Source organism: Occallatibacter sp. (genome assembly GCF_049802275.1).
Taxonomy (GTDB): Bacteria; Acidobacteriota; Terriglobia; order Terriglobales; family Acidobacteriaceae; genus Telmatobacter.
Map to the genome: position 1 here is coordinate 1 of NZ_JBARMD010000120.1, position 4,219 is coordinate 4,219.

The following is a 4,219-nucleotide window of genomic DNA, read 5'->3' on the forward strand; positions in this document are numbered from 1 at the left end:
CTCAAAGGTCACAGGTCAGCAGTGTACCGTCCCGCAGCCGGTGAATAGGACAGAATCCCTCCGCATCATCGTTCACGCCAACGAGCACATGGGCAATTGGTAGAGTACGCGCGCATGAACGGCATCGTGCCGCCGTGGTCAAAGTGATTTGCAGCAATTGAAAACTGTGCTCACAAGGTCACTGAGGGTAGCGGAAGTGTTGGCGCGACCGTGGCTCAGGCTATAGTATCGGTTCAACTTCCCCGGAAGACGAAAGCCCCGATGCTTGCGCCGTCGTTCTTCCCCGCGCGGTTCAGACGAGCGCCAGCTGAAGTTGCGGTGCAGAGCGCGCAGTGGGGCAACACGTTGTCTGCAACCCAGAGTAGTCTGAGCTGAGAGCGCACGCGCCGGATCGAGGAATATATCGTGCCCGTTCAACAACGATGGCTTGACGAATTAGTCTAGACGCGCTGATCGCGGCCCCCGAACATCACATACTTCTCTTCGAGAATGAGACGGTGCGCGTTCTTGACACTTGCATTGCGCCGGGCGAAACAACTCGGCTGCATTCGCATCGCTGGCCGGCGACTCTCTACATTCTCAGTTGGAGCGAGTTCGTGCGTCGCGATGAAAACGGCGCGATAATTCTCGACAGTCGGACATTTCACGAGATCGCACAGGGATCAGCTCTGTGGTCTCCGCCGCTGGAGCCGCACACCCTCGAGAATGTGGGCACAACCGACCTCCACGTCATTGCGGTGGAGTTGAAAACAGAACCTGCGCTCTCGTCCCACTGACGTTGGAATGCCACTACGTCACTATCAGATTGATGCTCCCGATCAACTTGTGCCGCTGGGATTATGCCAGCCGCCGTCTCCTGCAATCAGCGCATCCGCCTGTTTCGGCCCCCAGGTGCCGCGCTTGTAGGGGCGAACTCGGGGATGATGCTTGATTATCTGATTGACCACCAGCCATGCGGCTTCCACCGCGTCCTCGCGCGTAAACAGTCCGCCGTCACCCTTCATGGCGTCGCCCAGCAATCGCTCGTAGGGTGTTTCCTCTCCCGGCTGTTGTTCCAGCAGGTAGAGCTCCCTTTGCTCTCCGATAAACTCCTCGCCGGCAAGCTTGACGCGAGCGGCCAGTCCGATCTCTGCCTTGGGAGAGAGCCGGAAGCGAAGGTAATTTCCTTTTCCTGTAGATGCCGCTGCGTCCAGGAAAAGCTTCTGCGGCGGCGCCTTCAGTTCCACAAGAACCTCGGTCGCCGTTTCGGGCAGATACTTGCCCGAGCGGAGGTACCACGGCACACCATCCCAGCGCCACGAGTCGATCAACAGTCGAAGAGCGCAATACGTCTCGACGTCGGAGTTCTTCGCTACATCGTCCTCCTGTCGGTACCCCACGTATTGGCCGCGCACCATGTCCTCGGGCTTCAACTGACGCATGGCCTTGAATACGGTCGCCTTCTCCGTTTGCACTGCTGCATAATGCCTGCCCGCAGGCGGTTCCATGGCAAGCAGGGCGACAATCTGAAAGAGATGATTCTGGATCACGTCGCGCATGCAGCCCGCCGATTCGTAAAATGCGCCGCGCGTTCCTACGCCGAAACTCTCTGACAAGGTGATCTGGACACTGGATATGTAGTTGCGATTCCAGATCGGTTCAAGGAAGGAATTAGCGAACCTGAAGTAGAGAATATTCATGATCGCTTCCTTCCCCAGGAAGTGATCGATACGAAAGATCGAATCTTCAGGGAAAACCGACCGCGCCACCCTGTTCAGTGCGCGAGCCGATGCCAGGTCGCGTCCAAACGGCTTCTCCACGATGACACGCGCATTCTCCGCCAACCCTGCGGCGCCCAGCCCTTTGATGACAGTCCCGAAGAGCGAGGGAGGGATGGCAAGGTAATGTGCGGGACGGCGCGCCTTACCGAGCGCTTGCTTGATCCTCGCAAACGTATCGCTGTCGTTGTAATCCCCGCTCACATATTTCAGCAGCGACAGAAGATGCTGGAAGGCCCGCCTGTTATCGATCCCGCCCGATTGCTTGATGCTGTGCGTCACTCGTCTCTGCAGACGCTTGAGAGACCACTTCGGAAACGCGACGCCAATGACCGGAACGTTCAGGGTTCCGCGTTTCACCATCGCATACAGTGCGGGAAAGATCATCTTGTGGGCGAGATCGCCTGTGACGCCATAGACCACAAGAGCATCGGAATGAGAAGTGCGCATCAGGGCCGCCCTCTATCCTGGGGGCCGCCGTTTCCCGATGGCCGCCGAATTTGAACCGCAATCCGATAATAGCTTGTCTGAGAAAGTGGCAGTACTGCAGGTGCACTTATCGCTTCGGCACCACCAGCGACAGCAGCGGAAGACCGGCGCAGATCACGTATGCGATGCCGAGCGTCCAGTTCAGCGATTTTTTGCCCGGATGGTTAACCCAGTAACAGAGCAGCGCCGAAAGCAGCAGGGCCTGAGTTACAACCTCAAGGTAACCGCGTAACTGACTTGGAACTGGAATAGTCGTGTAAATGAATCCTTCCAGCGATCCGGCAGGCGCGGCAAACGTTCCCAGGATTCCGATACCAATCAGCAGCCATGCCATCGCCAGCCAGCCATTCTTGCGGCCGAACAACCGATCCCGGAACAGATAAAACACCGACGCGAACAGCACGCCGCGAAACACCTGCAGCGGCACTCCAAGAATCAGCCAGAGACTGGTCGTTGGCCGCATACCGGAGTTTGGATTGTTGATGAAGTCTGCGTAGTGCAGGTAGTGGTACGCCAGCGCCCCCATCACCATGTAAGTAATGGAGTGGCAAACCACGGTTTTGAGGGCCAACGGCACAAAGCGAGGTTGCGACTCTTGCATAAGCATCCTCAGATAAGTTTCAAGATGAGTTTCAGATTTGGGAGGATTGTAGTCTCGCTGCAGCCGCACCGCAAACAGGGTTCGCGCCTTATCTTCTTGTTCCCGTTGCCTTGTTCTCTCGTCCCCTCAGCTTCGCAGTGCCTTCAGCACTTTCGCCGTCGTCACCACCTGTCCCACATGCCGCTGGGTGTGATCGGCTACGTGCACAAGCGCTCCGCCAATCGAAGTCGGCAACTGCTTGCGACCCACACCGCGACTCGTATTGAAATCCGCCGGCGCCAGCACGCGCACGCGATCCCCCGCATTTCTGAACGAACTTTCCAGTTCGCCAAGGAGTTCCGCCATCGTCTCGCATCCGATCTGCTCTGACTTCAACAGCGCCAGTTGACCCGAGGATATCTGTCCGCCCTCGGCATAGGTCAACAGGCGATCTGTGGAACGCGCAATGTGCTTCAAGTGAAAGGACACCGCGGGCAAACCAAGCGGCTGGGCGTGGACCTCGAGATCGGTCAGTCCTTCGGTCCACTTGCTGATGTCCTCCAGTGCGAGATCAAAGGCGTGGAGGACGGCGCGTCCAACGGCGAGGGTGTCGGCATGTGTGCCGCGAAGCCAAGGCTCAATGTAGGGAACAGATGCAGGGTGGCTCATGGGGAGTCTCCAACTTGCCGCGGTCGACGAATTCGAGTCGGTCGATTGCAGTTATGAAAAGGCGTAAGAATATCGATTGCTCGATAACCAAGACAACGTCTCAGAGGCTTGGATGTTGCATTCCTCATCCGGGTCATCCGGATCAGACACAATCATTCCACCCTGCGCCGGCTTGGATCTCCTCGCTCGACCCTTATCGCAAAGGAGTCGCCCGCTACCCCTAGGGCTCTACCCCGCGCTCTTCACCCTGACCACCGTGATCTTCGCGAAGCCCTCTTCGAAGAGCGGCGCCTTGAGCTTCTCTGCCATTTTGCGCATGATGTCTTCGCTTACCGAGCGGTCGCGCTGGCGGTTACGATCAAGACAGACCTCGAGCGGCACATCGAAGAAGACCGCCTGCGTTTCGTAGCCAAAACTCTTGGCCATCTTGATCCACTGGCGCCGTTCGTGGACGGAGAGGTTGGTCGCATCGACATAGTTCCACGGCATCTTTGCAATCAGGCGCGCACGCAGGAGCGAACGCAGGGTCGAAAACACCAGGCCCTGGAACTTCTGCTCCTCCACATCGTCGAAAAGAATATTGCGCAGCAAGTCGCTCGACAGCGGCGTGACTCCGCGACGGCGAAACCACGTTGTCTTGCCCGAGCCCGGCAGCCCGATCGCCAGCACCACGTAGCCCTTCGGGGCCTGCGGCGAGCGCTCAATCGCCTGCGCTTCCGCAGAC

5 protein-coding genes are annotated in these 4,219 nt (G+C 58.0%); 1 reads left to right on the plus strand and 4 read right to left on the minus strand.

Features of this window, described 5'->3' with window-relative positions; translation table 11 throughout:
• Positions 1-497 precede the first annotated feature (497 nt).
• Complete coding sequence (locus tag WA354_RS03975) at positions 498-776, plus strand: cupin domain-containing protein (RefSeq protein ID WP_472811714.1); 279 nt, start codon at positions 498-500, stop codon at positions 774-776.
• Positions 777-818: 42 nt separating this feature from the next.
• On the opposite strand, the gene zwf is transcribed toward WA354_RS03975, so the two are convergent.
• The 4 genes from zwf to WA354_RS03995 all read right to left on the minus strand — a co-directional run.
• Positions 819-2,207 carry a glucose-6-phosphate dehydrogenase gene (gene zwf, locus WA354_RS03980; RefSeq protein ID WP_472811715.1) on the minus strand — a complete coding sequence of 463 codons (1,389 nt, stop codon included), beginning with the start codon at positions 2,205-2,207 and terminating at the stop codon, positions 819-821.
• 106 nt (positions 2,208-2,313) lie between these two features.
• Positions 2,314-2,847 (minus strand): hypothetical protein, encoded by a 534-nt coding sequence (locus WA354_RS03985; RefSeq protein ID WP_472811716.1) that lies wholly within the window; start codon positions 2,845-2,847, stop codon positions 2,314-2,316.
• A 126-nt stretch (positions 2,848-2,973) separates the two neighbouring features.
• Complete coding sequence (locus WA354_RS03990) at positions 2,974-3,495, minus strand: DinB family protein (protein WP_472811717.1); 522 nt, start codon at positions 3,493-3,495, stop codon at positions 2,974-2,976.
• A 228-nt stretch (positions 3,496-3,723) separates the two neighbouring features.
• Positions 3,724-4,219, minus strand: a 496-nt coding sequence (locus WA354_RS03995; RefSeq protein WP_472811718.1) for an AAA family ATPase, incomplete at its 5' end; no start/stop codon positions are given.